This is a genomic window from Nonomuraea sp. NPDC046570 (assembly GCF_040645915.1).
Taxonomy (GTDB): Bacteria; Actinomycetota; Actinomycetes; order Streptosporangiales; family Streptosporangiaceae; genus Nonomuraea.
This window is the reverse complement of sequence record NZ_JBEYZF010000029.1, coordinates 66,993-93,413: the sequence shown is the minus strand read 5'-3', so window position 1 is coordinate 93,413 and position 26,421 is coordinate 66,993. Positions and strand designations below refer to the sequence as shown.

General features: G+C 68.8%; 25 protein-coding genes and 1 pseudogene. 14 read left to right on the top strand and 12 right to left on the bottom strand.

Going from position 1 to position 26,421, the window contains the following annotated elements:
* The 4 genes and pseudogenes from ABZ911_RS33385 to ABZ911_RS33370 form a co-directional block, all read right to left on the bottom strand.
* Nucleotides 1-216 (bottom strand): annotated as a pseudogene (locus ABZ911_RS33385) (Asp-tRNA(Asn)/Glu-tRNA(Gln) amidotransferase GatCAB subunit A); the annotation flags it as partial.
* A 4-nt stretch (nucleotides 217-220) separates the two neighbouring features.
* A complete protein-coding gene (locus ABZ911_RS33380; protein WP_358065126.1) occupies nucleotides 221-1,714 on the bottom strand; it encodes a tripartite tricarboxylate transporter permease in 1,494 nt (497 codons plus the stop codon).
* Between the two features lie 3 nt (nucleotides 1,715-1,717).
* Nucleotides 1,718-2,236: a tripartite tricarboxylate transporter TctB family protein gene (locus ABZ911_RS33375; RefSeq protein ID WP_358065123.1), complete on the bottom strand. Its 519-nt coding sequence runs from the start codon at nucleotides 2,234-2,236 to the stop codon at nucleotides 1,718-1,720.
* Nucleotides 2,236-3,513, bottom strand: a complete 1,278-nt coding sequence (locus tag ABZ911_RS33370) for an amidohydrolase family protein (RefSeq protein ID WP_358065120.1) — start codon at nucleotides 3,511-3,513, stop codon at nucleotides 2,236-2,238. The genes ABZ911_RS33375 and ABZ911_RS33370 overlap by 1 nt, the downstream gene beginning before the upstream one ends.
* 329 nt (nucleotides 3,514-3,842) lie before the next feature.
* On the opposite strand from ABZ911_RS33370, the gene ABZ911_RS33365 reads away from it, so the two are divergent.
* A complete protein-coding gene (locus tag ABZ911_RS33365; protein ID WP_358065117.1) occupies nucleotides 3,843-4,088 on the top strand; it encodes a hypothetical protein in 246 nt (81 codons plus the stop codon).
* A 4-nt stretch (nucleotides 4,089-4,092) separates the two neighbouring features.
* Here the strand turns inward: ABZ911_RS33365 and ABZ911_RS33360 are convergent, their stop codons facing one another.
* The 6 genes from ABZ911_RS33360 to ABZ911_RS33335 form a co-directional block, all read right to left on the bottom strand.
* Complete coding sequence (locus ABZ911_RS33360; RefSeq protein WP_358065114.1) at nucleotides 4,093-4,875, bottom strand: urease accessory protein UreD; 783 nt, start codon at nucleotides 4,873-4,875, stop codon at nucleotides 4,093-4,095.
* On the bottom strand, nucleotides 4,872-5,537 hold the full coding sequence (gene ureG / locus ABZ911_RS33355; protein ID WP_358065111.1) for an urease accessory protein UreG: 666 nt from the start codon (nucleotides 5,535-5,537) through the stop codon (nucleotides 4,872-4,874). Before ureG ends, ABZ911_RS33360 begins: the two co-directional genes overlap by 4 nt.
* 19 nt (nucleotides 5,538-5,556) lie before the next feature.
* On the bottom strand, nucleotides 5,557-6,231 hold the full coding sequence (locus ABZ911_RS33350; protein ID WP_358065108.1) for an urease accessory UreF family protein: 675 nt from the start codon (nucleotides 6,229-6,231) through the stop codon (nucleotides 5,557-5,559).
* Nucleotides 6,231-8,033, bottom strand: a complete 1,803-nt coding sequence (locus tag ABZ911_RS33345; protein ID WP_358065105.1) for an urease subunit alpha — start codon at nucleotides 8,031-8,033, stop codon at nucleotides 6,231-6,233. Before ABZ911_RS33345 ends, ABZ911_RS33350 begins: the two co-directional genes overlap by 1 nt.
* Nucleotides 8,026-8,685, bottom strand: coding sequence for an urease subunit gamma (locus tag ABZ911_RS33340; RefSeq protein WP_358065102.1), 660 nt, complete (start codon nucleotides 8,683-8,685; stop codon nucleotides 8,026-8,028). The genes ABZ911_RS33345 and ABZ911_RS33340 overlap by 8 nt, the downstream gene beginning before the upstream one ends.
* Before the next feature lie 335 nt (nucleotides 8,686-9,020).
* Nucleotides 9,021-9,335 (bottom strand): hypothetical protein, encoded by a 315-nt coding sequence (locus ABZ911_RS33335; RefSeq protein WP_358065099.1) that lies wholly within the window; start codon nucleotides 9,333-9,335, stop codon nucleotides 9,021-9,023.
* Nucleotides 9,336-9,669: 334 nt separating this feature from the next.
* On the opposite strand from ABZ911_RS33335, the gene ABZ911_RS33330 reads away from it, so the two are divergent.
* The gene (locus tag ABZ911_RS33330; protein WP_358065096.1) at nucleotides 9,670-11,340 is read left to right on the top strand and encodes an exo-alpha-sialidase; all 1,671 of its coding nucleotides are present in this window, start codon (nucleotides 9,670-9,672) and stop codon (nucleotides 11,338-11,340) included.
* Between the two features lie 96 nt (nucleotides 11,341-11,436).
* Here the strand turns inward: ABZ911_RS33330 and ABZ911_RS33325 are convergent, their stop codons facing one another.
* On the bottom strand, nucleotides 11,437-12,039 hold the full coding sequence (locus ABZ911_RS33325) for a TetR/AcrR family transcriptional regulator (protein ID WP_358065093.1): 603 nt from the start codon (nucleotides 12,037-12,039) through the stop codon (nucleotides 11,437-11,439).
* A gap of 146 nt (nucleotides 12,040-12,185) precedes the next feature.
* Here ABZ911_RS33325 and ABZ911_RS33320 point away from each other — a divergent pair, with 146 nt between their 5' ends.
* The 10 genes from ABZ911_RS33320 to ABZ911_RS33275 all read left to right on the top strand — a co-directional run bounded on the left by ABZ911_RS33320 (nucleotide 12,186) and on the right by ABZ911_RS33275 (nucleotide 22,016).
* Nucleotides 12,186-12,464 (top strand): antibiotic biosynthesis monooxygenase, encoded by a 279-nt coding sequence (locus ABZ911_RS33320; RefSeq protein ID WP_358065090.1) that lies wholly within the window; start codon nucleotides 12,186-12,188, stop codon nucleotides 12,462-12,464.
* A 156-nt stretch (nucleotides 12,465-12,620) separates the two neighbouring features.
* Complete coding sequence (locus ABZ911_RS33315; RefSeq protein WP_358065087.1) at nucleotides 12,621-13,598, top strand: phosphotransferase; 978 nt, start codon at nucleotides 12,621-12,623, stop codon at nucleotides 13,596-13,598.
* A gap of 157 nt (nucleotides 13,599-13,755) precedes the next feature.
* Entirely contained in the window at nucleotides 13,756-14,130 is a 375-nt protein-coding gene (locus ABZ911_RS33310) for a helix-turn-helix transcriptional regulator (RefSeq protein ID WP_358065132.1), read from the top strand.
* A gap of 10 nt (nucleotides 14,131-14,140) precedes the next feature.
* The gene (locus ABZ911_RS33305; protein WP_358065084.1) at nucleotides 14,141-14,557 is read left to right on the top strand and encodes a VOC family protein; all 417 of its coding nucleotides are present in this window, start codon (nucleotides 14,141-14,143) and stop codon (nucleotides 14,555-14,557) included.
* Between the two features lie 387 nt (nucleotides 14,558-14,944).
* Complete coding sequence (locus ABZ911_RS33300) at nucleotides 14,945-15,775, top strand: hypothetical protein (protein ID WP_358065081.1); 831 nt, start codon at nucleotides 14,945-14,947, stop codon at nucleotides 15,773-15,775.
* A gap of 122 nt (nucleotides 15,776-15,897) precedes the next feature.
* Entirely contained in the window at nucleotides 15,898-17,181 is a 1,284-nt protein-coding gene (locus ABZ911_RS33295; protein WP_358065078.1) for a histidine kinase, read from the top strand.
* Nucleotides 17,178-17,837, top strand: coding sequence for a response regulator transcription factor (locus ABZ911_RS33290; protein WP_358065075.1), 660 nt, complete (start codon nucleotides 17,178-17,180; stop codon nucleotides 17,835-17,837). The genes ABZ911_RS33295 and ABZ911_RS33290 overlap by 4 nt, the downstream gene beginning before the upstream one ends.
* 149 nt (nucleotides 17,838-17,986) lie before the next feature.
* Entirely contained in the window at nucleotides 17,987-19,411 is a 1,425-nt protein-coding gene (locus ABZ911_RS33285) for a S41 family peptidase (RefSeq protein ID WP_358065072.1), read from the top strand.
* Nucleotides 19,412-19,620: 209 nt separating this feature from the next.
* Nucleotides 19,621-20,544 carry a serine hydrolase gene (locus ABZ911_RS33280; protein WP_358065069.1) on the top strand — a complete coding sequence of 308 codons (924 nt, stop codon included), beginning with the start codon at nucleotides 19,621-19,623 and terminating at the stop codon, nucleotides 20,542-20,544.
* Nucleotides 20,545-20,633: 89 nt separating this feature from the next.
* Nucleotides 20,634-22,016, top strand: a complete 1,383-nt coding sequence (locus tag ABZ911_RS33275; RefSeq protein ID WP_358065066.1) for an aminotransferase class V-fold PLP-dependent enzyme — start codon at nucleotides 20,634-20,636, stop codon at nucleotides 22,014-22,016.
* A 19-nt stretch (nucleotides 22,017-22,035) separates the two neighbouring features.
* On the opposite strand, the gene ABZ911_RS33270 is transcribed toward ABZ911_RS33275, so the two are convergent.
* A complete protein-coding gene (locus ABZ911_RS33270; protein WP_358065063.1) occupies nucleotides 22,036-23,613 on the bottom strand; it encodes an MFS transporter in 1,578 nt (525 codons plus the stop codon).
* Between the two features lie 195 nt (nucleotides 23,614-23,808).
* Here ABZ911_RS33270 and ABZ911_RS33265 point away from each other — a divergent pair, with 195 nt between their 5' ends.
* Both ABZ911_RS33265 and ABZ911_RS33260 read left to right on the top strand, forming a co-directional pair.
* Nucleotides 23,809-24,630: a TetR/AcrR family transcriptional regulator gene (locus ABZ911_RS33265; RefSeq protein ID WP_358065060.1), complete on the top strand. Its 822-nt coding sequence runs from the start codon at nucleotides 23,809-23,811 to the stop codon at nucleotides 24,628-24,630.
* A gap of 174 nt (nucleotides 24,631-24,804) precedes the next feature.
* Entirely contained in the window at nucleotides 24,805-26,343 is a 1,539-nt protein-coding gene (locus tag ABZ911_RS33260) for an endonuclease/exonuclease/phosphatase family protein (protein ID WP_358065057.1), read from the top strand.
* Nucleotides 26,344-26,421 lie beyond the last annotated feature (78 nt).

The window sequence follows — 26,421 nt, the reverse complement described above, 5'->3', positions numbered from 1 at the left end:
CAAAGGCCCGCGATAGAGGCCCGCCGCGATCTCACGCTCAGCACTACGAGCCGAGGCCAAGGCGTGATCGGCAACCACGGTGACGAAAGCACCGATGACGCCGTCGAGCCGGTCAATACGCTCCAACGCGCTGGTGGTGACCTCGACCGGAGACACCTCCCGGTCACGGATCAACTCCGCCACCCGGGCCAACGACAACGCCGCCAACTCAGTCATCGGTTCAGGCCTCACTCTCGACGCGGCTGTCGCCGCGCACCAGGTTCAGTGCGAAGACGCCGATCACGACGACGCTGAGGACCATCAGGGTCAGCGAGATCGGGCGGTTGAAGAAGATGGAGAAGTCCCCCTGGGACAGGGAGAGGCTCTGCCGGAGGCTCTTCTCGATCATCGGGCCGAGGATCAGCGTGAGCGAGATCGGCGCGAGCGGGATGTCGAGCCTGCGGCAGGCGACGCCGACGAGGCCGAAGAAGAGCATGACCCCGGCGTCGAAGACCTCACCGCGCAGGGCGATCGAGCCGACGACGGCCATGACCAGGATGAGCGGGTAGAGCACCTTGTAGGGCACCTTCAGGATCTGCACCCACATCGGGATCAACGGCAGGTTCAGCACGATCAGGATGATGTTGCCGACGTAGAAGCTCGCGATGACCGCCCAGGCGAAGTCCGGGTGCTCGCTGAACAGCAGCGGGCCCGGGCTCAGGCCGTTCATCAGGAAGGCGCCCATCAGCACCGCGAGGGTGGCTGAGCCGGGGATGCCGAGCGTGAACAGCGGGATCATCGACGCGCTGGCGTAGGAGTTGTTCGCGGTCTCCGGACCGGCGACGCCTTCCACGGCCCCCTGGCCGAAGCGCTCGGGATGCCGGGAAACCTTGCGTTCCAGGGCGTACGACAGGTAGGTGGGGACCGCCGCGCCGATCCCGGGGACCAGGCCGAGCAGGAAGCCCAGACCGGTGCCGCGGCCGATGGCCGGCATCGCCCTGCCGATCACCCGCCATTCCGTACGCTTCGCGACCCGCTGCGGACCCTTCGCGCCGCCCCCGCCGCTGAGGTTGAGCAGGATCTCGCTGACGCCGAACAACCCCATCAGGACCGGCACGAAGTCCAGGCCGTCGAGCAGCTCGGGCATGCCGAAGGTGAAACGGGGCTCGCCCGCGACCGGGTCGATGCCGACCAGGCCGATGAGAAGACCCAAGCAGGCCGCGATCACTGCCCGCTTGAGAGACTTGCCGCCGAGCCCGACGACGAGGGTGAGCCCGAAGACCATCAGGGCGAAGAACTCCGGCGGACCGAACTTCAGGGCCATGCTCGTCAGCGGGATGGCGAGCAGCACCAGCCCGAAACTGGCGATCGTGCCACCGATGAACGAGCCGACCGCCGAGACGGCGAGCGCGGTGGCGGCCCGCCCTCTCTTGGCCATCTGGTAGCCGTCGATGCAGGTCACCGCTGAGGCGACCTCACCCGGAGTGTTGATCAGCACCGAGGTGATCGTGCCGCCGTACTGCGCGCCGTAGTAGATCGCGGAGAGCATGATGATCGCGGCGATCGGGTCGAGCGCGATGGTCATCGGGATGAGCATCGCCGTCGCGGCCGTCGGCCCGACACCGGGCAGCACACCCACCGCGGTGCCGATCAGGCAGCCGATCAGCGCGAACAGCAGGTTGTACGGCTGCAGCGCCGTCCCGAGACCCTCGACGAGGTAACCGAGAGACTCCATGGATCACAACCCCCAGCCGCTGACCTGAAGCTGGACGTCCAGCAGGTCGGCGAAGAGGTAGAACGAGCCGAAGCTGATCGCCAGCGCCAGCCCTGCGGCGTGGAGGAGGCGCATCCGCTCGACGACCGCCAGCACGAAGAGCACCAGCAGGGCGATCGAGATCCGGAAGCCGAGGACGTTCATCAGCATCAGCGCCACGACGAGCGCCGATACGACGAGGATCGGGCCGGGAACGTTCCCGAGGCGGGTGCGCGGCTTCTCCTCCGGGTCCGCGGTGCCGCCACGGACGGGCGCGGGGGGCCGCCCATCCGTGGCGAGTTCACGGGAGTCGTCGTCAGGGTGGCGCACCAGCTCCACGGTCAGCGCCACCGAGAGCACCAGCAGGAGACCGCCGACGACGAGGGGGAAGAAGCCCGGGCCGGGACCGAGATCGGTCCAGACGTCACGCTGCAGCGAGCCGATGATCGCCGCTCCGGCGAGCGCGACCAGCGCCAGGCTGAGGATTCGGGGGGCTTTGGTCATCAGGATGCCTCCTGATCTGCGGAGTTCGCCGCGTGGCGGGTGGGGGGCCCGGTGAGCCGGCCACGGTGGACGAGCTGACGCCCGGCGCGGAAGACGTCGAGCTCACCGAAGAGTGGCTTGAGGCCGGCCGAGACGTCACCGTCGGCCAGGACCAGGTCGGCGACCTTGCCGACCTCGATCGTCCCGTGGTCCGCGTCGATCCCGAGCGCCGTGGCGGCCCGGCCGGTGACCGAGTGGACCACCTCGGGAATCGTCATCGCGATCTCGGAGGCCAGGAACGACATCAGGTACGGCAGGTCGTCGAAGGGCGTCATCGTCATACCGGCGTCCGTACTCGCCACCAGCTTGACGCCCGCCTCGCGGAAGTTGCGCAGCACCTGCACGCGCTTGTCGCGCAGATCCCGCTGCTGGAGTTGACGCGGCGTGAGGAACCCGTCGATGGCCTGCTCGGTACGCCATCGCTTGGCCATCCCGAGACTCACCGGGATGCCGGCGTCGACGATCCGCTGAGCCAGTTCGGCGTCGAAGCGGATGTCCCCCTCGCTGTCGAAGAACTGGACGTGCTCCAGGCGGTGGATCCCGGCCTCGACGGCGTTGCGGATGCCGGGGGTGCCGTGGACGTGGGTGGTGACCCGGATCCCGCCGCGCTCGGCCTCCTCGATGACGGTACGGAACTCCTCGACGGTGTACTGCGCGAGGGCCGGGTTCGAGCCCATCGTCGACCCGCCGCCGGTGCCGAAGAGCTTGATGAAGTCGACACCGCGCTTGACGAGCGTCCGGGTGGCCTTGCGCAGTTCGGCGACGTCGTCGGCCTCGATCGAGTACCAGTGGAAGTGCCCGCCGGTGATCGAGATGCCGAGGCCGGTGGTCATGATGCGCGGGCCGAGGACCGTACCGGCGAGGATCGCGTCGCGCACGTCGAGGGTGACGTAGCCGCGGCCACCGCAGTCGGCGACGGTCGTGACCCCGCCCCGCAGGGCGTCCTGCGCATGGCCGAGCACCTCCATGGCGAGGCGCTCGGCGCTGACCCGCAGGGGTTCGTAACGCCCCGGTCGCTCAGGGTCGGCGCACAGGTGGACGTGACTGTCGATGAACCCGGGCAGCAGGGTACGGCCGGCGCCGTCGACGACCTGGTCGACCTTCACCTCCTGCGGCTCCGCGCCCGCGTCACCGACCCAACTGATCCGCCCATCGGTCACGTGCGCCGACGAGTCGGCACGGGCGGCGGCGCCGGTCCCGTCCAGGAGCATCACGTTTCTGATGGCAAGGGTTGGCATGGGGGGCTCCAGGATCTTCCGCGCGTGTCGGGCGACTCGTTTGAGTGACCGTACGGTGCACGCGAAAGAACGGGCCAGACACACCCGGTATGACATTTGGGGTGATTCCAGCCACTCTGTACCACCACGACCAGCCCAGAAGCCACTCAAACCTGCGGCCCCGCCCCGGTTTGGGGTAGTCATACGGCGATCGTCAACGGCTCTGTACACCCTTTGACGCGACGCGGACGGGGTTGATCGGCGGCACCTCGCCGCGCCACCCTGGTGCTGCACCAGATCACCGAATCGGGCGACCCGCTACGTCGTCCGGCTCGATCTCAGGAGGTTACATGTCGCTCTGGAAGAAGATCGGCCTTGGTCTTGCGGCGGCTGTGGTGGTGTTCGTCGTCGCCGTGGCGGTGGCGATCTTCGTGCCGGGCGGCTGGAAGTTCTCGCTCATCGTGCTGGGGGTGCCGGTGGTGGCGGGCTGGATCTTCTGGCAGTGGCTCGGGGAATCCCATCCGAGAAGCGACCGCCACGATGACACCCCGCCTCCCGGCTCCCGGTGGGACGAGCGCACGGAACGGTGGCGCTAGCCCTTCACCGGGCGGCTTCATCTTGGGGGAGCCCACCAAGGAAGCCCTCGATCGCGTTGTCGAGGTGGTGGCGCAGGCGTAACGCGTCGGGGGCGATGACGGTGGCGAGTACGCCGGGGCCGGCGAGCGGGGTGAGGACGCCGTCGTCGCCGAGGAGCCGTACCGGAAGCGGTCGGGACTCGAACGTGGGGTCGACGATGAGTAGTTGGCCGACGGCGCGGTTGTCGTGGAGAACGGCGGGGCCGTCCCAGGCGGGGACGCCGGGCCCGTAGGCGGTCTGCTGGTCGAACAGGGTTTGCCCGCCACGGCGGATGGTGACGCGGCTGGCCAGACGGCCCGGCGGTTCGTGGGCGCGGCCGAGGATGTACTCCTCGCGGAGGATGAGCCGCGCGGAGGGGGCGAGGTCGACGCGCGTGGTCTGGCGCAGGTCGCTTCCGGTGGTGGAGATGAGCGGTTCGGGGAGCCAGTGCAGCTCCGCCCCCTCCTGGACGGTCAGGGTGATGTCGTAGGCGGCGTGCCCCGGCGCCGTCGAGGGCAGTGCGATGGTGGCCGCGGCGGAGATGATCTGCAGGGAGGTGCCGGGGCCCGCGACCGCCTCGATGCCCAGCCGGTCCCCGTTGTGGGGTGCGCTCATGGCTCCGACGACGCAGATCCGCTCTCGGCGTCCGTCCGAGCGCAGGCGCCGCAGGTCGAAGGGGCCGTCGCCGTGGAGGGAGACGCCGCTGTCGGCGGTGGCCAGGATGCGGGCGGTGGCCCGTACGCCCCGGGTCGCTGGTGCGAGGGTCATGCCGGGACAGTGCCCCACTCGGCCAGGCGTTCGGTCAGCCAGTCGCAGATGGGCCGTACGCCGTCGTGGGCCTTGACGGAGGTCAGGATGACGGGCAGCGCGCCGCGCTGGGCTTTGGCGTCGCGAGCCATGGTCTCCAGGTCGGAGCCGACATACGGGGCGAGGTCGGTCTTGTTGATGACGAGCAGGTCGGCGGTGGTGATGCCGGGGCCGCCCTTACGCGGGACGTCGTCGCCTCCGGCGACGTCGATGACGAAGATCTGGTGGTCGACCAGGCCCTTGGAGAAGGTGGCGGTGAGGTTGTCGCCGCCGGATTCGATCAGTACGAGGTCGAGGCGGCCGAGGGTGTCCTCAAGGTCCTCGACGGCCGCGAGGTTGGCGGAGATGTCGTCGCGGATGGCGGTGTGGGGGCAGGCGCCGGTCTCGACGGCGGTGATCCGCTCGGCGGGCAGCACGGCCTCGCGAAGCAGGGCTTCGGCGTCTTCGCGGGTGTAGATGTCGTTGGTGACGACGGCGATGGACAGGGTGTCACGCAGTTGCCGGCACAGCGCGGCGACCGTGGCCGTCTTGCCGGAACCGACGGGGCCGCCCACGCCGATGCGCAGGGCGCCCGACCGGCCTCCCTGGCGAAGGGGTGAGGATTCGGGCTGGTGGAGGTGCATGTGCTGTGTCCTTCGGGGATCAGGTGGCGAACAGGCGTCTGGGCCAGGCCGCGTGCTGTTCGGCGGTGATGTCGAGCAGGGCGGCCGAGGCGGCGGGCAGGGCGTCGCAGCCTTCGCGCGGGACGCGTTCGGCGGCTTCGCCGGCCTGGCCGGCGACCTGGTCGAGGTCGGCGGCCAGGCCGGCGAGTACGGCGGTGGCGTCGAAGGGGTCGAGGCCGAGCAGGCGTATGGCGGCGCTCACCGGCCCGCTGACGGATTCATGGGCGGCGGCCTGCGCCGCGTCCAGCGCTGTCAGTCCCGCTGCGCGGGCGGTCAGGCCCAGCACGATCGGTTGGTGCGCGCCGCGTGGCCGGGCCTCGGCCAGCGCTTCGAGTTCGGGGCTCGGCCAGGCGGCGCGGCTTGCCCGCATCAACTGCCGGCCGAGTCGACGGGCGGCCTGACGCAGGGCGGGTGAAGGCGTGCGCGCGTCGGCCGCGGCGTCCAGGAGCAGCGGGTCGTAGCCGGCGGCTGCCGCCGCGGCCAGGCCCGCCGCCACCAGGCCGGTGGTGTGCAGCCGTCCGCGGCAGAACTGCCGCAGGGTGTCGATGTCGTGGACGCGTCCGGCGCCGACGGCCGCCTCGACCCCGCCGGAATGGGCGTGGCCGCCGGAGGGGAAGCGGCCGTCGGCCAGGATGAGCAGTGCCGTACGGCTCATCAGAACAGGAAGTATCGCTGGGCCATGGGCAGTTCGTCGCAGTAGTGCGGCTCGACGGTGTCGTCACCGACCGACACCCGCACATCCCCGACTTCGTCGTCTTCCTCGGTTGTACCGCCGCTGCCCTCGATGATCACGTTGAAGCTGTTGGGGTCCACGTCGATGCGCGGGGTGGCGCTGTTCTCCCGCATGTCGGCTTTGCTCAGCTCCCGCGTGCTGCGGATGGGCTCGAACGCCTTGCGCAGTCCCGGCAGGTCATTGGCGAACTGCTCGGAGACGAAGTTGACCGAGTTGCCGCCCGGTGCCTGGCCGATGGCGCCGAGCATACGGCGGGGCAGCACCGGCTGGGGTGTGGGGATGGAGGCGTTGGCGTCGCCGATCTGGGCGTAGGCGATCTGACCGCCCTTGATCACCAGATGCGGTTTGACGCCGAAGAACTTCGGCTCCCACAGCACCAGGTCGGCCAGTTTCCCGATCTCCACCGAGCCGACGACGTGGTCGATGCCGTGGGCGATGGCCGGGTTGATGGTGTACTTGGCCACGTACCGGCGGGCTCGGTGGTTGTCGGCGGACGAGTCGCCTGGCAGCCGGCCCCGCCGCTGCTTCATCACGTGCGCGGTCTGCCAGGTGCGCATGATCATCTCGCCGATGCGGCCCATGGCCTGGGCGTCCGACGACATGATCGAGATGGCGCCGAGGTCGTGCAGGATGTCCTCCGCCGCCATGGTCGAGGGCCGGATACGGGAGTCGGCGAAGGCCAGGTCCTCTTTCACGGCCGGGTTGAGGTGGTGGCACACGATGACCATGTCGACGTGCTCGGTGACGGTGTTGACCGTCAACGGCCGGGTGGGGTTGGTGGAGGCGGGCAGCACCCGGGGCTCAGACGCCATGGCGATCATGTCCGGGGCGTGGCCGCCGCCCGCGCCTTCGACATGGAAGGCATGGATGCACCGGCCGTTGATGGCGTCGATGGTGTCCTGGAGGAAGCCGGCCTCGTTCAGGGTGTCGGCGTGGATCGCCAGCTGAACGCCGGACTCCTCGCACACGGTGAGACACGCGTCCAGTACGGCGGGAGTCGCCCCCCAGTCTTCGTGGATCTTGAAGCCGACCACGCCCGCGCGCAGTTGGTCGCGCAGGGAGTCCTTCGACATCGTGGCGCCCTTGCCCAGCACGCCGACATTGACGGGAACGCCGTCCAGCGCCTCGAACAGCCCTCTCAGGTGCCAGGAGCCGGGGGTGACCGTGGTCGCCTTGGTGCCCTCGGCCGGCCCCGTGCCACCGCCGATGAGCGTCGTGACGCCGGAGGCGAGTGCCACGTCGAACTGCTCCGGGCAGATGAAGTGCACGTGGGTGTCGACGCCGCCGGCGGTGAGGATCTTGCCGTTGCCCGCGATGATCTCGGTCTCCGGGCCGATCGGGAAGTCGGTGGCGATGGCGTGGCCGTCGTGCCGCCTGTTCATCGTCTCCGGATTGCCCGCCTTGCCCAACGCCTGGATGCGGCCGTCGCGGAGGGCGACATCGGCCTTGACCACGCCCCAGTGGTCCAGGATGACGACTCCGGTGATCACCGTGTCGGGAGCCCCGTCCGCGCGCCGCAGGCAGGACTGGCCCATCGACTCCCGGATCACCTTGCCTCCGCCGAACACCGCCTCGTCGCCGCTGCGCCCCGGGCCGCCCGCCCAGTCGTCGGTGATCTCGATGCGCAGGTTGGTGTCGGCGAGCCGGACCCGATCGCCGGTGGTCGGCCCGAACAGGTCGGCGTAGTCGGCGCGGGCGAGCTCATACCCTCGGCAGTCAGCCATCCAGCGCGCCTCCGACCAGGCCACGGAGTCCCATGACGATCCTCTCTCCCTGAATGGGGACCAAGTCCACGTGAGTCGGGCAGTTCGGTTCGAAACGCCGGGAACTACCTGCGGGAATGTTCAGCCGCAGGCCGTACGCGAGCTGCCGGTCGAGCTCGGACGTGGACGTCGCTCTGATCTCCAGAGCGGCATTGACCTCGAAGAAGTGATAGTGGGAGCCGACCTGGATGGGACGGTTGCCGCCATTGCGCACCCATACCGTGGTGATCGGCAGGTCCTCGTTGACGCGCACCGGCTCGGCCTGGTCCGGGTGCTCGACCAGTCCGGGGCTGAGGCCCTTACCGGGGCGGGCCGGGATGGGGTCGGTGATGGTCACGAGCTTGGTGCCGTCAGGGAACGTGGCCTCGACCTGCACGTCCTTGATCATCTCGGGGACGCCGCTCATGACCTCCTCGCGGGTGAGCACGCCGCGCCCGGAGGACATCAGCTCTCGGACCGTCCGGCCGTCTCTGGCACCTTCGAGTACGTGCACGGTCAGCAGCGCTACGGCTTCGGGATAGTTCAGTCGCAGTCCTCGGGCCCGACGCTTCTCCGCCACGTCCGCGGCCACATGGATCATCAGGCGTTCCTGCTCGTGCGGGGTTAGATGCATGCGTTCCCCTCGCCTCGGCATCGACGCCTGCAAGGCGCAAAGGGCTTGGCGTCGATCACTTTATGAATTTCATATCATCACGTTAAGCGTCTGTGAAGATCGAAGGGTACCCGAGAGTGCCGAGTTAGTCACTGCCGGTAGTTGGTCGGTCGGCTGAATGTGCCGTCAGCGACGAAGTGTGGAACAGGTTCTCCTCGCCGGTGAGCAGGCCGTCAACCAGGCCGACCTCATCTAGGACGGCGCTTGTGTTCAAAGGCGACCGAGGGCCGCCGGTGGGCGACGCGAGCGGCCACCCGGTGGGCCGACTCCACCGGGTGGCCGAAGGTCGGCGGTGGTCAGCCGCAGGTGTTCGCGCGTACCGAGTCGATCGGCCAGCCGGTGATCCCCGTGTAGGAGGTCTGCCCGACCGGCACGCAGGGACCGGCGATGAGAATGGGGCCGACGCCGGGGGCCGGGTGGCGTTGGATGACGACCACCTGGTGCTTGCCGGTGCCGGCGGAGCAGTGGCTGGTCGCCCACATCTCGGTGGAGCTGTACTGGGTGGTGCATCCCAGCGGTGCGGCGGCGGCGGGTGAGGAGAGGAGGACGGCGGGGCCGATGGCCAGGACTGCGACGCCCGCCAGGGTGGCGGCACGACGACGAAGGCTCATGCGAGTCTCCTGAATGGGGGGTGGAGGAAAGCGACTTCTTTTAGGAAACTTTCCTAAAAGTGAGGCTAGGTCGCCGTATCTCCGCCGTCAATAGCAGGCTGGCGCGGTGCGCGGGTGGTAGGCGGGCTCCGATGTGGGATGCCAGACGCGGTGAAGCGGTCGCCGATACGGAAGATGGCGTTGACCGTCCCATGGGCGGCGATGCTCGTGATGGGCGCGCTCAGCCACTCGGGGAAGGGCTCCTCTCCCGGCACTCATGCCGACCGTTGACATGGAATGGCATTTCGCGTTTCATCGCCGACATCAACCAGCGATCTACCGCAAGAGGTGGAACGTGCGCAGACCCCCCATCGTCCTGATCCTCTCCTTACTCGCCGTGCTGCTCGTCCCGCTGCCGACGGGACCCGCGGCGGCCGCAACGGCACCCTCGGTCGACAATCCCACCGTCCCGGACATCTCGATCGTCTCCCCGGCCAACAGCCCCTGCGTCAAGTGGAACCCCGACCTGGACAACGACCCGAACAAGACCGTCAGGGAAGAGAACGAGGTCGTCCCCTGCGCCTGGTTCCCGTCCATCGTCACACTGCCCAACGGCGACCTCTACCTCGCGTACAGCTGGAGCATCTCGCACTCCCACAGCGGCGCGATCGCCGCCAGGCGGAGCACGGACGGCGGCCTCACCTGGTCCGCCCAGCAGATCATCGCCTCCGACCCCGACCCCCTGACCGTGGACCTCAAGGAACCCAGCCTCACGGTGCTCCGCGACGGCACGCTGGTGATGGCCTACTACGACTACCGCCCCGCGCGCGGGAATCGCCGCCAGGTGTACGTCACCCGCTCGACGGACAACGGCGCGACCTGGTCGCCGAGAATCGTCCCGCCCACGCTGATGTACGACAGCGGCAAGGCGACCGTCTCGGTGAACGGCGAGATCGTGGAACTGGCGAACGGCGACCTCCTGCTGCCGATCTACGGCTGGCGGCACTATGACGGCTCGCTCGGCGGCACGGCCGCGCACGTGCTGCGCAGCAGAGACGGCGGCCTGACCTGGGACAGGGCCGACGAGCGGGTGGTGATGTGGGAAGGACCCGTCTACGTCCGCGACGTGACCGTCCTCTACAACGAGCCCGCGCTGGCCGACCTCGGCGGCGGTCACCTGATGATGGTCGCCAGGACGACCAACAACGGCGACGTGATGCGGGTCAGCCACTCCTACGACAACGGCGACACCTGGACCGCACCCGTCGACGAGCCCACGCTGAAGGGCCACGCCCCGCACTTCCTCAAGCTTCGCGGCGGCACCCACCTGCTCACCTACGGTGACCGGTCCAACTCCTGGGTCCAGGGACGGCCGGTGGCAGGACGGATGTACGCCGACACCCTGGGTTGGGCGGGCACGCAGAGCAAGCTGATCTACCGCAATCCCGGCGTGTTCGACGACATGTCCTATCCGGGCAGCGTGCAACTCGCCGACGGCCGGATCCTCACCGTCTACTACGACCGCGGCGAGGGCATCCTGGCGGGCACCTACCTGCGCCCCGACCCCACCCGGCTGGACCTCCCCGCCCTGTACGCCGCAGGCCAGGTCACCTACCAGACCGACCTGAACCACACGGCGGCCAGCAAACCGACGATGGGCCCCGCCGCGCCGCTGGACGGCCAGATCGGCTACTGGAACGCGGCCGCCGCGTCCGCCGCCGCGCCCCCGGCCCGGTACTGGCAGCTCGACCTGGGCAAGACCTACCCGGTCACGGAGATCGGCGTGGTACTCAAACCGGGTTACCACGAGTCGGCGAAGGTCGAGGTGTCACAGACCGGCGCGGGCGACTGGCAGACGATCCGCACCTACACCATGCAGAGAACCGACGACTACGACTGGAGCCCGCTGGGAGCCGATCGCCAGGTCCGCTATGTCAGGGTGACCATCACCGACACCACAGGCAACGGGCACGCGATGTTCAACGAGATCGCCGTCCGCGTGGCGCCGACGACGTTCCACCGCTAGTAACCGGGCCGTCGTGGCCGCTCCCCGTGAGCGTCGCGACGGCCACGCCGAGGCCCCAGGCCCAGGGCGCACAGCAGCGCACCCCATCCAAACCAGCTATGCGGGGCGGTGAAGATCAGCTGTGGGCGGCAGGATTCCGGCCACCAGTGCCCGGAGCCCGGCCAGCGCCTGTTCGGCGTCGACCTGCTCGGGCGCCAGCAGCCACTGCTGGTGGATGCCGATGCCGGCGCCGATGATCGTGACGGCCAGCGCCTCGGCCGACAGCCCCGGCGGCAGCGGCAGCCGTTCCAGCCAGCGCCTGCAGTGCTCGCGCAACGTGTTGTGGATCTCGACGTAGCGGTCGCGGATGGGTGAGTCCGGCTCCAGCGCCTCGACCAGGAGCGTGACGAAGAGCTTGGTGGTCGGGAGCGCGAACATCGCGCCGGCGCCCAGGTTCAGCTGCTCGAATGTCGCCTCCCCCTCCTCCGGCACCTCGGCGAGACTGTCGCGGACCATCGCCACCGAACGCTCGAGTACGGCCAGCAGCAGGCCCTCCTTGCTGCCGAAGTGCCACGGGATGGAGCCTCTGCTGATCCCGGAGCGTTCGGCCACGTCCATGAAGGTCGTCTGCCGGTAGCCCTTCTCGGCGAACAGCTCCGCCGCCGCGGTGAGGATCAGCTCGCGGCTCTCGTTGCTGGTCTGCTCTCGTCGTGTTGTCACGCCACCTCCTCTATGCTATCAATCATATTCTATGTTGACCAACACAGCCACCCGGGCCCTGTTCGCGTTGCGCTGGAAGCTCGGCGAGCTGTTCGGCTGGGACCGGCCGGACAACTGATCGGACGCAACTGGCAGAGGAGAGCCTCATGAAGGTCGGAATGATCGCAAGCCACTATCCGCACGCCTCTCAACGAGAGGAGTTCATCGCCCGTGTGCACCAGGTCGCCGAGGTGTTCCGGGGTACGCCAGGGTGCCTGTCGGCCGAATGCTGGCTGTCCGACGACGCGGTGATCTCGATCGTGCAGTGGGAGTCGGAAGAGGCGTTCGCGGCGTCGCTGGTCACGGTGCAGGCGGCGGACCTCGATCTGGCCTATGACGAGCGCGAGGTACGGCCTCGCGAGATCGTCCGGCTCGTGGCCACCTGATCCTCGGACGAGGGCGGGCCCGCCGGGGCGCGTCGCGCGGGACAGCGGATGGTGAAGGCGGCGACCCAGATCGCGCGCAGCAGGAGTGGGCAGAATGGGTCGCCGAGCAGATCCTCAAGCCCCCTGGCTGGTGGGTCGACCTGACGAAAGGCGATCATGACACGGGCGTTCCTGCGGCCGGACGATGCGCGCGACTTGGTGGCGGAGCAGTTCGGCGCCGACCGGCGGCTCACCGCACTGGACCGGCTGGCCGGAGGCAGCAAGAAGGGCGTCTACCGGCTCCGTCTGGACGACGAGACGACAGCGATCCTCTATGTATGGGCGACCGGCGAGAACTACTGGCCGCCGTCGCCGACCGTACCGGACGACCCGTTCACCGACGCGTCGGGCGCGGAACTGTTCGCCACCAACCACGCGGCCCTCGCCGCCGCAGGCGTGCGGATCCCGCGGCTGCTGATGCTCGACCGCGACAACCGCCACCTCGACGCCGACGTCGCACTGGTCGAGGACGTCGGGGCGGTGACGCTCGAAAGGTTGATGGAACACGACCCGGCCGCGGCTGCCACCCCGCTGTCCATGCTCGGTGACGCCTTGCGCCGCATGCACACCACCCTCAGCCCGAAGTACGGCAAGCTCGCCGCCATCACCCGCGGCGAAGCGCCCCAGACCCGGCGCACCGAGGACGTCATCGTGGACCGGGCGCTCGGCCACCTCGACGCCGCGGCGACCCGCGACGCCCGGCTGGCGAACGCACATGACCGGATCGCGGGACATGTGCGCCTCCTTCGCAGCACCGTTACGGCACGCGAGACATACGGACTGGTACACGGCGAACTCGGACCGGATCACATACTCGTCACGCCTGCCGGCGAACCCGTCGTGATTGATTTCGAGGGCTTGGCGTACTTCGACGTCGAGTGGGAACACGCCTGGCTGCGGATGCGCTTCGGCGACGCGTACCCGGTGCTGCGTCCGGTCGATCTCGACCCGCACAGGTTGGAGCTCTACCGGTACGCGCAGGTGCTGTCGCTGATCGAGGGTCCGCTGCGGATCGCGGACACCGACTTCCCGGGCCGGCAATGGATGCTGGACCTGGCCGAGTGGAACATCACCAAGGCGCTCGCCGTCGTCTGACGCCCTCGCTCTGGGCATGAGGCAGAACAGTCGGCGTCAGAGGCGAGGCGGGAACCAACTCGGGCATGGATGCGGGAGGAGGCCGCGGCCGGCGCTGTGGGATGGTGGTCGTGTGACGTTGGAGGACCTCGTCCGGCTGCGCCGGGCCCGTGACCTGATGGACCGCGAATACGCGGAGCCGCTCGACGTTCCGGCGTTGGCGCGCGGCGCCTTCATGTCGGCGGGCCATTTCTCCCGCAGCTTTCGCGCCGCCTTCGGGGAGACGCCGTACAGCTACCTGATGACGCGCCGGATCGAGCGGGCCAAGGCGCTGCTGCGGCGGGGTGACCTGACGGTGACCGAGGTCTGCTTCGCGGTCGGCTGTACATCGCTGGGGTCGTTCAGCTCGCGGTTCACCGAGCTGGTCGGCGAGAGCCCGAGCGCATACCGGGCCCGCAGCCATGACGAGGGCGCCGCGATCCCGGCCTGCGTCGCCAAGATCCACACGCGACCGGTCAGGAACGGAGAAGCGAAACCAGCCCCCCGCTCGTAGCGTGGAGCGCATGGACATCAAACTTTCGCAGTGCTTCATCGCCGTCGACGACCACGACAAGGCGCTCCCCTTCTACCGGGACGTTCTCGGCCTGGAGGTGCGCAACGACGTCGGGTTCGAGGGGATGCGCTGGGTGACCGTCGGCGCGCCGTCGCAGCCCGAGGTGGACATCGTCCTCGAACCGCCCCTCGCGGACCCGAACGCCTCGCCCGCCGACAAGGAGGCCATGGCGGAACTGCTGGCGAAGGGCCTGCTGCGCGGCGTCATCTTCATGACCGACGACTGCGACGCCACCTTCGAGCGCATCCGCGCCGCGGGTGGCGAGGTGCTTCAGGAGCCGGTCGACCAGCCGTACGGCGTCCGCGACTGCGCCTTCCGCGACCCCTCCGGCAACATGCTGCGCTTCAGCCAGCCCCGCAGGAAGTGAGGCGCTACACCGCGCCGGCCTGACCAGCGACATCACGATCTACGGCGTGAGCATCAGCCGCAGAAGGCTGTGCCGATCACCGGCTTCTCGACGATCGCCCTGGTGCCCAGGTCATCAGGGAGCGGGCTGCGCAGACCATGTGAGGGCGGTCGTCGAGGGCGACCAGTACCAAAACTACGTTTAACGTAGTATCTTGGTGGCCGTGCTGAGAAGATCAACGCAAATCAGCGAGCCGATGTGTTTCGATTTTCGGATCAGGTGAGCAACTGATCGACCCATCACGCCAGGACCTGGCCCGCTGAGGGCTGCTGGCGCTCCTCGCTCTCGTTCGCGGCCGTCGTGCCGCGCGGGTCGCGCATGCGCGCGTCCGACTGATCTGGAGATTTCATGCGACGTGTCATGTGGTTGCTTTCGCTTGCCCTCATATCGGGGTGCGCCGCCGAACAGGCCGCCGCTCCCGTCCCTGCGCAGAGGTCAGCAGATCCGCGGCCCAGGATGGAGCAGATCAAGGCCGACTGCATGAAGCAGAGCGGCTTCAGATACCTCGCCTTCGTCCAGCCACAGCGGCCGGAGCCCGATCTGAGCACGTACGAGGCCATGAAGACCTACCGCAATAAGTATGGGTTCGGGGTGTTCGCCCAGTTCGCCTACCCGATGGATCCCTTGAGCGGCAGCATCGAAAGTGCCCAAGCCCTTCATGACAAGGACCCGAACGTGGCGGTCACAAGGAAGCTGAGCGGCGCTCAGCTCGATTCCTACAACGAGAAGCTGGATAACTGTGGCTGGAAGGCAGCCAAGGAGGTGCTCGGCAAGGAGGTGAGCACGCGAATGGACGCAGTCGGACTCCTGCAGGAGGCCAGAGGAGAACTGGAAGCCGCCGAGATCGATGGCGACTCCGAGCTGGTCGACCGCGCCTCGGGTTTCGCCGACTGCCTCGTCGGCAAGGGGCGGCGGGTGCCCTCGACCACGCCGATGGCGCTGGCCAAGAGAGGGGAGACCGCATTCATGGACCAGGCAGAGGAGCTGGGCCCCGACAAGTTGGGCAATGCCTGGCCAGACCTCACTCCGGCGCAGGCCAGGCCGTACCTGGATCGGGAGATCAAGGCGGCACTGGAGGACCTGGAGTGCGGCAAGGAGTTCTACACCCGCTTCGCCCCGAAGCACGCCTCGATCAACGCCCGGGTGTGGGCCGAGTACGGTCCGCTGCTCGGACGCTGACGCCGATCGGGCGCACCGGATCCGCGTTGCGGGTGCCGCAGATCTAACCCCCTACTTTCGTAGGGGGGCAGCCTCGACGATCGTCGAGGGCGCGCCCCGCGAGGGCGCTCTAGGCTCGCATCGTGGAGTACGGCAAGGCGGCCCTGATCCCCGACCGTGTGCTGAGGCAGATCAACCGGCTGATCCAGCTAACCGGGCCCTGGGCGCGCGGTTCGGCGGTCTTCTTCCTCTCATGGATTTCGATCGACGGCGCCCTGGAGACGCCCTCGTTGTCCGAGGACTGGGGGCTTGTTCTGCTGGCGGCCGCATCAGCGGTCGCCGCAGGGTTCGTACGGCGTTTCAGATGGCCACTGTTCGTGCTGGCGACGGTGGGCTGGGCGGCGTTCCACCTGTGGCCTGCCGTCCTCGCCGCCTCCTACTACGCCGGCCTGAGCCTGCGACGCCGGGCCGACGTCGTCGCCTACGCCCTGTCGGCCCTGGCCATCATGGCGGTCTCGATGGTGCTTGGCGTGACGGTCCGTCAATCCCACCACGCCGTGACCGAGGACTGGGAGGCCTACGTCCTGCCCCTCGCGCTGCTGGTGGCGCTGCCGCTGGTGGCGGGGCTGTGGGTGAACGCACGTAGGCAGGTGATCTCGGCGCTGCGAGACCGCGCCGAACGCCTCGAACATGAGCAGCGGGCTCGCACCGACCGCGCCCGGGCGCAGGAACGCACCAGGATCGCACGCGAGATGCACGACATCGTCGCGCACCGGGTGTCCCTGATGGTCCTGCACGCCGGTGCCCTGGAGGTCGGAACCTCCGACGAGCGCAGCGCACAGGCCGCGGCCTTGATCCAGGACCTCGGGCGTGAGGCGCTCGTCAACCTGCGGGAGGTGCTCGGAGTCCTGCGCTCGCCGCATGCAGGCACCGCGGCCGGCGCCGACACCGGCGCGGATGACGCCGCCATCCCCTTCGCTCCGCAGCCCATGCTGGCGGACCTCGACCGGCTCATCGACCAGTCGCGGGCGCTTGGCATCTCCATCCGTCGACACGACGAGGGGACCCCCCATCCGCTGCCCGCCATGGTGGAGCGGACCGCCTACCGGGTCGTCCAGGAGGCGCTGACCAACGTCCACAAGCATGCCGGTGACACCTCCGCTGACGTCTTCGTGCGCTACCTTCCCGGCGTCCTGGAGGTCCTGGTGGACAACGGCCCCTCCACAGCGCCCGCTGAACCGCTCCCGGGAGCTGGACTGGGATTGACGGGGTTGGGGGAGCGAGTCAAGCTGGCGGGCGGCGAATTCCAGGCCGGCCCACTTCCCGGCGGCGGTTTCAGGACGCTGGCCCGGCTGCCGGCGGGTCACGCGCACCTGGTGCACGCCGAGCACTTGTCCGCGTCTGAGCCGGTGGAGGAACGAGCATGATCCGCGTCTTGATCGTCGACGACGAGATTCTCGTCCGGTCGGGTCTTCGCATGATTCTGGAGGCCACCGGCGACATCGCGGTGGTGGGCGAGGAGTGCGATGGCGCCGGCGCGATCAGCGCGGTGGCCAGGCTCGCCCCCGACGTCGTCCTGATGGACGTCCGCATGCCAGGCGTGGACGGTCTCACCGCCGCCGCAGAGATCGGCAGGTCACCTCAGGTACCCAAGGTGATCATGCTGACGACCTTCGACCTGGACGAGTACGTGCACCTGGCGTTGCGTGCGGGCGCGGTCGGCTTTCTGCTCAAGGACACGCCTCCGCGAGACTTCGCCACGGCCGTACGCACGGTGGCCGCCGGCAACGCCATGCTCTCGCCCACCGTCACCAAACGGCTGATCAGCTCGTTCGCCGAGAAGGGGCCGTCACGGGCGGCTGGGGCGCGCAAGCGGCTGTCCGTGCTGACCTATCGCGAGCGACAGGTCCTGAGGGCGCTCAGCCAGGGCCTTTCCAACGCGGAGATCGGCCACCTGCTCACGATGAGCGAGGCGACCGTCAAAGCGCACGTCAGCCACTCTCTTGCCAAGCTCGGCCTGTCCAACCGGGTTCAGGCGGCGATCCTCGTCCACGACGCGGACCTTCTCCCGCCGGCGGAGTGACCGCGCGGGACGGAGTCCCTAGACGAACGTCTTACATCGAGTAACACACAAAGTCTCGGTTTCAGCGGGCGGCCTACGCCCCCGGCACGAGGTCGAGACCGCGCTACGGGGCGATGCCTGGCGCCGTCGCCGTCAATAGCGTCGTGGCTATGCAGATCACAACGAGAACGGCGGCGCTGATGGCGACCGCAGTACTGGCGGCCACGGTCACCACGGCGTTCGCGGGGCCCGCCGGCGCCGCGTCGCCCGGAGCGCTGGACGGCGTCTGGAAGACGGACGGCTACGGCATGGTCCTGTCGATCGAGGACGGGCGCCTTCGGTCGTACCAGATCACGGAGATCAGCTGCCTGCCTGCTGGGGACCCGATGAAGCGGCTCGGGGCGGCCCGCGACGGGGCGGTGACGTTCGGCGACGGCGGCGTGGCCATGCTGACCGTATGGGCCGAGGGGCGTGATCGCGCGCGAGCCCGCTACATGGGCGATGTGGCGGACAAGGGCTTGCTGAGGCTGCGCGCGCTGCCCGCGCGCTGCTCGCGTCCCACGTCCAAGGACCCCGTGACGTCGTTCGACGTCTTCTGGAAGACCTTCGACGAGAACTACCTGAGCTTCGCGGCCAAAGGGGTCGACTGGCGGGCGGCACGGGACCGTTACCGGCCGAAGGTGAACTCTCGCACCAGCGACGAGCGCCTGTTCAAGATCCTGAGCGACATGATCAAACCACTCGGCGACGCTCACACCAGCCTCGGCTGGGACGAGCGGCACTTCTTCATCGGCAGGCGCCCCGGCACCAGGCTGCCGATGGGCGATGAGCTGAAGCCCAGGATTGACAAGGCCCTCGCCGCGTACCTGGGTGTCCCGATGCGCGCCTGGGGGAACGGGGAGCTGGGCTACGCCGACCTGCCCGGCGGCTTGGGCTACCTGCGAGTCACCGGCTTCGGGGGGTACGCCGGCGAGAAGGGAACCTTGGCCGAAGAGCGGGCCCAGCTGGATCGGGCGCTTGACACCGTGTTCACCCGGTCGCGCACACGCGACCTGCGCGGGCTCATCATCGACGTGCGCTACAACACCGGCGGATACGACGATCTCGGCCTGCGGATCGCCTCCCGCCTGACCCACAGGCCCTACACCGCCTACACGAAACGGGCCCGCAACCACCCCGGCGACCCGGACCGCTTCAGCCCGCCGGCGACGGTCACGGTCCGGCCGGCCCGCGCCCCGATCTACGACGGTCCCGTCGCCGTCCTGACCAGCGACATGACCGTCAGCGCCGGCGAGACCTTCACCATGGCGCTCATGGACCGCAAGCCCGAGCCGATCAGGATCGGCGGTCACACCCAGGGCGCCTTCTCCGACATCCTGGGCCGGCGGCTGCCCAACGGCTGGCAGTTCGGGCTGTCCAACGAGGACTACCGCACCCGCGCCGGGCGGACCTTCGAAGGCGCCGGCCTCCCGCCTCACATCCGTACCCCGGTCTTCACCGACGAGGAGCTCGGCGACGGGCGCGACTCGGCCATGGAGGAGGCCCGCGCCCGGCTCACGGGCACCGGGCCGCTGGCCACCCCGCCAGGCCGATAGGCGAGAAGGCCTGAGCTGAGACTGCGTAGTCAGCGTTTCCCAGACGTGCTCACCTGCCGGCGACTCGCCAACACTCATGAGGAGTCTTTGTGTATCTCCCTTCGAGATCGACGCGCGCGCTGATCTCGCTCACGGCCATGGCCCTTGCCGTCACGGCCTGTACGGGCTCGGGACAAGGAGCCGAGCGGCCATCCACCGTCCCGCCTCCCGTGAGCTGGGCCGAGGTCGGCACTCGCCTGCAGGCGGTGGCCCCGGACGTGGGCTTCCTGGCCGCCGAGATCACCTCTGAAGGCGCCTGCCGTACCATCCATGCCGTCAAAGCAGCCACACCCCGGCCCATCGGATCGATCTTCAAGCTGTACGTGCTCGGCGCCGTCGTGGAGAGCATCCGTGCGGGAAAGCTGTCCTGGGACACACCACTCACGATCACGTCCCAGATGAGAATCCCGCCGGGTGACCTCTACCAGAGGCCCGTCGGCAGCACTGTGCCGGTCCAGGAGGCGGCCAAGCTGATGATCTCCATCAGTGACAACGCGGGCACCGATCTGCTCATCGACAAGGTCGGTCGCCCAGCGGTCGAGGCCCAGGCGCGGAAGTGGTCCGACCACGCCGCGCTGAACCTGCCGTTCCTCACCACGCGGGAGTTCGCCCTGCTGAAGGCGGCACGCTACCCGCGGCTCGCCGACGCGTACGTCGCCCTGAAAGGGGAGCGGCGGCGCGACTACCTCGACAAGACCGTCGCCGCGACGCCTCTTGAAGAGGTGTTCGCGGGGGTGAAGGAGTGGCGCGAGCCCCGGCACATCGACACAGTGGAGTGGTTCGCCTCCCCCTTGGACGTGTGCCGTGCCTACGCGGGCCTCTCTAGGATGAACGGCGAGCAGCTCCACCAAGTGATGTCCGCCAGTGACGCCGGGCTCGGCTTGGACCGGAACAGCTGGCCCGCGGTGTGGTTCAAGGGCGGCTCGGAACCCGGCGTGCTGGCGATGGGCTTCCTCGCTCGCTCGGCCGCGGGCAGAACATACGTCGTCACCGCCCTGACGTCCGATCGGCGGACCGCCATGGATGAGGCGAAGGCCGGTGGACAGCTCCTGTCCCTGATCCGCGACTCGTTCGCGATCTTGGCCAAGGATTGAGCAGGTTTGGTCGATATGACAACTCTGAAAAAGGTTCTTCGTTCGGTCCGCCATCCTCTTGGCCGCTTTCATGGCTCAACGTGGAAGTCATGACCGACTCGATGCGGATTCTCATCGGCCATGTGCTGGACGCCCTGGCGAAGGGCGCCGCCGAACGCGGGGGTCCGGTTCCCGCTGGTGAGCCCGATGAACTGGCGCGGTGGGTGAGGCAGCAGCTCGGGGAGCCGCTGCCCCAGGCCGGCACGGGCGCGCCGGAGGCGCTGGAAACGATCAGCCACATCCTCGCGTACGGCGCCGCCGACCCTGCGGATCCCCGGTGCGCCGCCCACCTGCACTGCCCTCCACTCCCCGTGGCCGTCGCCGCCGACTTGGCGGTGTCGATGCTCAATCCCTCGCTGGACTCCTGGGATCAGGCGCCGGCCGCCGTCACCCTCGAACGGGAGCTCATCGGCGCGCTGGCGGAGCTGGCCGGTTACGACGGGCGGGCATCGGGGACGGTGACCACCGGCGGCAGCGAGTCCAACCTCATGGGGCTCATGCTCGCCCGCGACCGGGCGCTGGGCCGCTCGCACGGGGCGGTGAGTGCCGCGCGCGACGCTCGGATCTACTGCTCAGAGCTGGCGCACTTCTCAATCCAGCGGGCCGCGGCTCTGCTCGGACTGGGGGAGAGCGCGGTACGGCCGGTCGCCGTCGATGCCCGGCAGCGGATGGACGTTCGCGCTCTGGAAGGCGAGCTTGACCGGTGCGCGGCGGAGGGCGGCATCCCTGTCGCCGTGGTCGCCACCGCGGGAACCACGGACTTCGGCAGCATCGACCCGCTCCGCCAGGTGATCGCCCTCGCCCGGCGCCACGGCGCGTGGACCCACGTGGACGCGGCCTACGGCGGCATGGCGCTGTGCTCCGACCGGCTCGCTCCGTTGCTGGACGGGCTGGACGCCGCGGACTCGATCTCCATCGACATGCACAAGCTCGGCTGGGTACCGGCCGCGGCGGGGGTCTTCCTGGTTCGGGAGAAAGCGGCGCTTGTCTCCCTTGAGCGGCGGGCCGCCTACCTCAACCCTGAAGACGACGAGGAGGCGGGCTATGTGGGGTTGCTCGGCTCCTCGATGCGCACCACCAGACGCCCGGACTGCGTCAAGATGCTGGTGACGCTGCGGGCGCTCGGTCGTGGCGGCCTCGGCGCCATGGTGGACCACTGTCATGATCTCGCCCGCTACGCGGCCGAACGTATCGGTTCGCATCCCAAACTGGAACTCATCGCGTCTCCCGTGCTGACCACCGTCGTCTTTCGCGTCCGGGGCACGGACCACGCGAACGCCGAGTTGCGGCGGAAGCTGCTGCGGGAAGGCGTGGCCCTGGTGGGCCGGACCGAGCTGGCCGGCCGGGTCCATCTGAAGCTCACCTTGCTGAACCCGCACGCGACGCGCGCCCACGTGGACGAGATCGTGCAAGCCATGGCGAGCGCGGTATGAGGGCCCCTTTCACATCTGGTCATCCCAGCCGGGTCAGGTCACTCGCTTGGTCCTCTGCTGCGGATTCCGGGGTTTCGGATCCGGGCCGGATGCGTGCGTCGCGGAGCAGGGTGGCGACGAGGATGGCCGCGCCCGCCGTCAGGACGACACTGACCACCGCGGCGATCCGGGTCTCTCGCGCGAAGGCGTCGAAGGCCACGTCCCGCAGGGCTTCGGCGGTGCTCTGCGGGAGGGGCGCGGCGGTGTCGACGGCGCCGCCGAGGGTGTTCCGCGCCGCCTCCAGCTCCTTGGGGGTGAGGGCGTCGGGGGCCTTGGCCGCCAGTTCCGAACGGTAGACGGCGGTGCCGATGCTGCCCAGGACCGCGATGCCCAGCGCCCCGCCGAACTCGGCCGAGGTCTCGGCCATGGCGGAGGCCATCCCGGCCCGCTCCGGCGGTGCGGCGGACAGGATCACGTCGGTGACCACGGCGGAGACTCCGCCGATGCCGATCGCGACGACCGTCATGGCGCTGACGAGGTAGATGACTCCCGAGTCGGCCTGGATCAGGGACAGCATGACGTACCCGGCGGCCGCCACGAGCAGCCCGACGGCCATCACCTGGGGTTTGCCGATGCGGGGTGCGATCGTGGTGGCCAGGGCGATGCCCAGGGGCATCACGAGGAAGGTGGGCAGGGACCACAGCGCCGACTCGAACGGGCTCATGCCCAGCACGAGTTGCATGAACTGCCAGTTGAACAGGGAGAAGCCGACCAGCGTGAACGTCGCCAGCGCGTCGATCAGCAGGGGCAGGTTGAACCGGCGGGTGCGGAACAGCGCGATGTCGATCATCGGGTTCGCCGCCACCCGCTGGCGGCGAATGAACGCCGCCCCCAGGGCGATTCCGGCGACGCAGTACGCCAGGGGAATCCACCCGAAACCGTGCTCCGCCATCAGCTTGATGCCGTAGATGACGCCGATCACGGCCGCGAGGGACAGTCTGGCACCGAGCAGGTCGAAACGGCCCGGCTTGGGGTCGCGGTATTCGGGGAGCAGCAGCGGCCCGAGGACCAGCAGCAGGATCATCACGGGCACGTTGATCAGGAAGACCGATCCCCACCAGAAGTGCTCCAGCAGCAGACCGCCGATGATGGGGCCGAGTACGGCGCCGCCCGCGAAGCCCGCCGTCCACACGCCGACCGCGGCGGCCCGCTGCCTGGCGTCGTGGAACATGTTCCGGATCAGGGCGAGAGTGGACGGGGCCAGCGAGGCTCCGGCGATGCCCAGAAGCACCCGGGCCGTGATGAGCGCCACGGAGCTGGTCGAGTAGGCCGCCAGAACCGAGGCGACGCCGAAGGCCGCGGCGCCTGCGAGCAGCACCCGCCGCCGTCCGATCCGGTCACCGAGTGTGCCCATCGTGATGAGCATGCCGGCGAGGAGGAAGCCGTAGGCGTCCATGATCCACAGCAGTTCGGAGCTGCTCGGTTTGAGGTCGGCCGTCAAGGACGGGAGCGCGACGAACATAACGGACATATCCATGGACGCCAGTACGCAGGGCAGTACCAGGACGGCGAGCCCGACCCACTCCCTGGCTCCGGCTCTTCTGTCTTCTTCAGTCATGCCTTCTGTTCCTGAGTCGTGCCGACCGGGCGGAATTGACCGCCCGGGTGCGTACTTTGTACGCGAGAACGCGTACACGATACGCATACACGCTGACCCGATGCAACACGGTTTCTATCCAGGTCTGCGCATCCGTTCCTCCAGCGAGCTAGAATTTCGACACAACCTGATGGTGTGACGAAAAGGAGAGTGGTGATGTCGGTGCAACCGGAGTGCGCGTCGTGTGGGAAGTCGCTGGAGCCCGGGGATCGGGGGCGGCCGAGGCTCTACTGTTCCCGCGCGTGCCAGGCAAGGGCGTATCGGGCGCGCAGGACGGAAACGCCGGCCGACGCCCCGGAGGGCGATGGCAGCGCGCCGCATCTCACCGTCGAGCGCATCGTGCGAGCCGGGATCGCCATCGCGGACGCGGAGGGGCTCGACGCGCTGTCGATGCGCCGGGTCGCGACGAACCTCGGCACCGGCACCATGTCCCTGTACCGGCATGTGGCGTCCAAGGACGACCTCGTGGCGCTGATGGTGGAATCCGCGATGGCCGACATACCCCTGCCCGACTCGGCTCCGCGGGACTGGCGTCACGGCCTCGAACGCGCCGCGTACCGTGACTGGGACCTGTACCACCGCCACCCATGGATCCTGCCGAGGGTCGTGGTGACAACCCGCGCGCACTTCAGCCCGGCGCTCGCGGCGGACAGCGAAAGCACCTTCTCCTCATTCGACGGGCTCGGCCTCGAACCTGCCGATGCTTTCCGGTACATCTTCATGTTCGCCTCCTACGTGCAAGGCGTGGCACTGACCTTCGTCAGCGATGTGGAGGCGGAGCGTCAATCGAAGCAGGGCGCGAACGCCTCGGACCACACACAGAATCCGCTTTTCGCACCTGGGGCGTATCCCCGGCTCGCCTCCGCGATGCGCGCAGGCGCCGACCCCTGGGACCTCGACGCCCTGTTCGCCTCGGGCCTTGCCGGTGTCCTGGACGGCATCGCGGCCGATCTCGCGAGACGAGGCATCGACGCCTGAGCTTCGTGATGCTCTGAGGCCCTATGTGAAGGCCCTGGCGTCTACGGATTGTGCGCACTTGTCTATACAAGCCTGGCAGTTTCAGACATCTACGGAAAAGTCAGACAGCGTACGTTTTGTCGTTACTTGCGCGTGGAACGCTTCTATCGCTCAACTACGAACAAGGAGCCCCCCATGCGCCTCGCTGTCGCCGCCCTCGCGGCACTGGCCCTCACCGCGACGCCCGCAGCAGCGTCCGCCGCACCCGGCGGCACGCTGACTCCCGACTCCACCTCGGTGAAGGCCAACGACCCGATCACCTTCAGCTACGTCACCCCGACGCCCGACCCGAAGAACTGGATCGGCCTCTACAGCGACCCGGGCAACGGCCCCGTCAACGAGAAGTACGTCGGCGCCTCGCTGAAGTGGACGTACATCCCCGGAGGCAGCGGCACCGCCAAGATCGACACGGCTGGCCTGGAGCCGGGCAACTACGTCGCCTACGCGCTGGCCAAGGACGGCTACGCCTGGCTCGCCCAGCCCGCCAAGCTGAAGATCGTGAGCAGCGAGCCGCTCCGCTTCGTCACCCCCTCGATCCCGCTGCGCAACGCCCGCGCCAAGAGCTCCTACTCCGCCACCGTCAAGGGCCTCGTACGCGGTGAGGCGACCGGCTTCCGCAAGGTCAGCGGCGCCGAGTGGCTGCAGGTCGGCCAGGACGGCTCGATCACCGGCACCCCGCCCGCCTCCGCGTCGGCCAAGACGGCCACCGCCGTGGTCGAGGCCGAGGGCGCCACGGGTGAGAGCGTGACCGCCGAGGTCAGCGTCAAGGTCAGGCCAGCCGGCGCGCCGCTGGTGTCTGAGCTGAAGACGATGAGCTGGAACCTGTGGCACGGCGGCAGCCAGGTGCGCGGCGGCCGGGAGAAGCAGCTGAAGTTCCTGCTCGATCGCGACGTCGACGTCGTCGGCTTCCAGGAGAGCAGCGGCACCTCCGCCAAGGACCTCGGCGAGGCGCTCGGCTGGGACTACTACCAGGCCGGCGCCGACCTCGGCTTCATCAGCCGCTATCCGATCACCGGGCGCGGCCCCCTGCCGTCGGAGTCCGGTATGCCCGGCTCGTACGTGAAGGTCAGCACGGACGAGCGGCGCGACCGCGAGGTGTCGGTGTGGAACGTCCACCTCGGCTACACGCCCTACGGGCCCTACGACGCCTGCTTCGGCAAGGACTCCTTCGAGCAGCTCATGGCGAAGGAGGCCAAGTCCGGCCGTACCGGGCAGATCAAGAAGGTCATCGCGGCGATGTCGGGCGACCTGGCCGCCGCCGACCGCACCCCCGTCCTGCTGATGGGTGACTTCAACGCCCCCTCGCACCTCGACTGGACGCCCGCCACCAAGAAGTGCGGCTACGACTCGGTGGCCTGGCCCACCTCGGTCGTGCCCGAGCAGGCCGGACTGAAGGACTCCTTCCGCGTCGCCCACCCCGACCCGGCCGCTGAGCCCGGCGTCACCTGGTCCCCGATCTACACCACCTTCACCGGCGGCTACGGCCAGGACTCCCACAAGGGCGAACCCGAGCCGCAGGACCGCATCGACTTCATCCACTACAAGGGCGGCCTGACGGTCAGGAGCTCGGCCGCGGTGGTCGAGGGCACGCCCACGCCCATCCCGAACCACAAGGACAACGCCTGGACGTCGGACCACGCGGCAGTCCTGACGGTCTTCGACCTCGGCCAGTAACCTTCGGGGCTTACGGGGCCGACCAGCGGTCTGCCCCGTAGCCCCGAACCACTCGATGCGCCGCCTGGCGAAGCGACC

Excerpts from the sequence above, each read along its gene's own strand:
- ABZ911_RS33380 (WP_358065126.1), bottom strand. The coding sequence starts at position 1,714 with ATGGAGTCTCTCGGTTACCTCGTCGAGGGTCTCGGGACGGCGCTGCAG.
- ABZ911_RS33375 (WP_358065123.1), bottom strand. The coding sequence starts at position 2,236 with ATGACCAAAGCCCCCCGAATCCTCAGCCTGGCGCTGGTCGCGCTCGCC.
- ABZ911_RS33370 (WP_358065120.1), bottom strand. The coding sequence starts at position 3,513 with ATGCCAACCCTTGCCATCAGAAACGTGATGCTCCTGGACGGGACCGGC.
- ABZ911_RS33365 (WP_358065117.1), top strand. The coding sequence starts at position 3,843 with ATGTCGCTCTGGAAGAAGATCGGCCTTGGTCTTGCGGCGGCTGTGGTG.
- ABZ911_RS33360 (WP_358065114.1), bottom strand. The coding sequence starts at position 4,875 with ATGACCCTCGCACCAGCGACCCGGGGCGTACGGGCCACCGCCCGCATC.
- ureG (WP_358065111.1), bottom strand. The coding sequence starts at position 5,537 with ATGCACCTCCACCAGCCCGAATCCTCACCCCTTCGCCAGGGAGGCCGG.
- ABZ911_RS33350 (WP_358065108.1), bottom strand. The coding sequence starts at position 6,231 with ATGAGCCGTACGGCACTGCTCATCCTGGCCGACGGCCGCTTCCCCTCC.
- ABZ911_RS33345 (WP_358065105.1), bottom strand. The coding sequence starts at position 8,033 with ATGGCTGACTGCCGAGGGTATGAGCTCGCCCGCGCCGACTACGCCGAC.
- ABZ911_RS33340 (WP_358065102.1), bottom strand. The coding sequence starts at position 8,685 with ATGCATCTAACCCCGCACGAGCAGGAACGCCTGATGATCCATGTGGCC.
- ABZ911_RS33335 (WP_358065099.1), bottom strand. The coding sequence starts at position 9,335 with ATGAGCCTTCGTCGTCGTGCCGCCACCCTGGCGGGCGTCGCAGTCCTG.
- ABZ911_RS33320 (WP_358065090.1), top strand. The coding sequence starts at position 12,186 with ATGAAGGTCGGAATGATCGCAAGCCACTATCCGCACGCCTCTCAACGA.
- ABZ911_RS33315 (WP_358065087.1), top strand. The coding sequence starts at position 12,621 with ATGACACGGGCGTTCCTGCGGCCGGACGATGCGCGCGACTTGGTGGCG.
- ABZ911_RS33310 (WP_358065132.1), top strand. The coding sequence starts at position 13,756 with ATGGACCGCGAATACGCGGAGCCGCTCGACGTTCCGGCGTTGGCGCGC.
- ABZ911_RS33305 (WP_358065084.1), top strand. The coding sequence starts at position 14,141 with ATGGACATCAAACTTTCGCAGTGCTTCATCGCCGTCGACGACCACGAC.
- ABZ911_RS33300 (WP_358065081.1), top strand. The coding sequence starts at position 14,945 with ATGCGACGTGTCATGTGGTTGCTTTCGCTTGCCCTCATATCGGGGTGC.
- ABZ911_RS33290 (WP_358065075.1), top strand. The coding sequence starts at position 17,178 with ATGATCCGCGTCTTGATCGTCGACGACGAGATTCTCGTCCGGTCGGGT.
- ABZ911_RS33285 (WP_358065072.1), top strand. The coding sequence starts at position 17,987 with ATGCAGATCACAACGAGAACGGCGGCGCTGATGGCGACCGCAGTACTG.
- ABZ911_RS33275 (WP_358065066.1), top strand. The coding sequence starts at position 20,634 with ATGACCGACTCGATGCGGATTCTCATCGGCCATGTGCTGGACGCCCTG.
- ABZ911_RS33270 (WP_358065063.1), bottom strand. The coding sequence starts at position 23,613 with ATGACTGAAGAAGACAGAAGAGCCGGAGCCAGGGAGTGGGTCGGGCTC.
- ABZ911_RS33265 (WP_358065060.1), top strand. The coding sequence starts at position 23,809 with ATGTCGGTGCAACCGGAGTGCGCGTCGTGTGGGAAGTCGCTGGAGCCC.
- ABZ911_RS33260 (WP_358065057.1), top strand. The coding sequence starts at position 24,805 with ATGCGCCTCGCTGTCGCCGCCCTCGCGGCACTGGCCCTCACCGCGACG.